Here is a 1,486-nt window from a genome sequence, read left to right on the forward strand (position 1 = left end):
GAGAGTGTGAAGAAAACTCTGTAAATTTAAATTCTCGTACAGCTTTCTATGATAAAATAAATTCATAGGAGGCTGTTTTTATGGGACGAAGAAAAAGAGAAGGTTTAAGTGAAGGTAAGAAAAATATTATTTCAGCATTAATTAATGAGTATGATATTCAAAGTGCAGAAGACATTCAAGAAGCACTTAAAGATTTACTGGGTGGTACGATTAAAGAAATGATGGAAACGGAAATGGATCATCATCTAGGTTATGAAGCTCATCAACGTTCTAATAATACCAACTCACGTAATGGCTATAAACCTAAGGTGGTTAGGAGTCATTATGGTGAAGTACAACTTGAAGTACCTCAAGACCGTGAAAGTTCATTTGAACCACAGATTGTTCGCAAGAGACAAAAGGATATTTCACAGATAGATGAAAAGATTATTACTATGTATGCCAAAGGGCTTACAACAAGGCAAATTTCAGAGCAAATAGAAGATATTTATGGCTTTGAAGTAAGTGAGGGCTTTGTATCCGATGTAACAGATAAACTTTTACCTGTAATTGAAGACTGGCAGCATCGTGCACTTGCATCTGTTTATCCTATTGTATTTATTGATGCTGTTCATTTCTCTGTTAAAGATAATCATGTTATTCGTAAGCTAGCGGCGTATGTTATTCTTGGTGTTACAATGGATGGACATAAAGAGGTACTTAGTATTCAAGTAGGCCAAAATGAAAGTAGTAAGTACTGGTTAGGTGTGCTTAATGAACTTAAAAATAGAGGTGTTAACGACATCTTAGTCTTGTGTGCAGATGGTCTTTCAGGCATAAAGGAATCCATTAACGTGGCTTTTCCAAACACAGAATACCAACGTTGCATTGTGCATCAGGTTAGAAATACCTTGAAGTATGTTTCTGAGAAGGATAAGAAAGCTTTTGCAACAGACTTAAAGAAAATCTACCATGCAGTAAGTGAAAAACAAGGTTATGCAGTGATGCAAGAAATAGCTGAGAAATGGCATGAACAGTATCCTTATGCCATGAAGAGTTGGGAAACGAATTGGGATGTTATCAGCCCTATCTTTAAGTTTTCAGCGGACGTAAGAAAGGTCATTTATACAACAAATGCTATAGAGAGCCTTAATAGTACCTACAGAAAACTTAATCGCCAAAGAAGCGTATTTCCAAACGATACAGCCTTGCTCAAAGCACTATATTTAGCAACCTTTGAGGCAACTAAGAAATGGTCTATGCCACTGAGAAATTGGGGTAAAGTATATGGTGAACTTAGTATTATGTTCGAAGGTAGGCTACCATTGTAGTAGCCCTTCGAAATAAGCATATCAAGGGTAAAATAAACACCCTCTTACGAGGGTGCCCTTGACATGCTTATTTTCTACAGGCTATAGTGTAGCCATGGCAGAAATGGTTAAGTATGCCATTTCTGCCCTCATTCAATTATCATAGAAAGTATTTACAGAGATTTTTTCACAGACCC

Annotated in this window: 1 protein-coding gene; it reads left to right on the plus strand. The window is 36.5% G+C overall.

Annotation, left to right across the window (positions count from 1 at the left end; translation table 11 throughout):
* The first annotated feature begins 80 nt into the window (after window positions 1-80).
* Window positions 81-1,310 (plus strand): IS256 family transposase, encoded by a 1,230-nt coding sequence (locus tag H8718_RS20205; RefSeq protein ID WP_249334857.1) that lies wholly within the window; start codon window positions 81-83, stop codon window positions 1,308-1,310.
* Window positions 1,311-1,486: the final 176 nt, after the last annotated feature.

It is taken from the genome of Zhenhengia yiwuensis, from assembly GCF_014384995.1.
In the GTDB taxonomy this organism is placed as follows: Bacteria; Bacillota; Clostridia; order Lachnospirales; family Cellulosilyticaceae; genus Zhenhengia; species Zhenhengia yiwuensis.

Excerpts from the sequence above, each read along its gene's own strand:
- H8718_RS20205 (WP_249334857.1), top strand. The coding sequence starts at position 81 with ATGGGACGAAGAAAAAGAGAAGGTTTAAGTGAAGGTAAGAAAAATATT.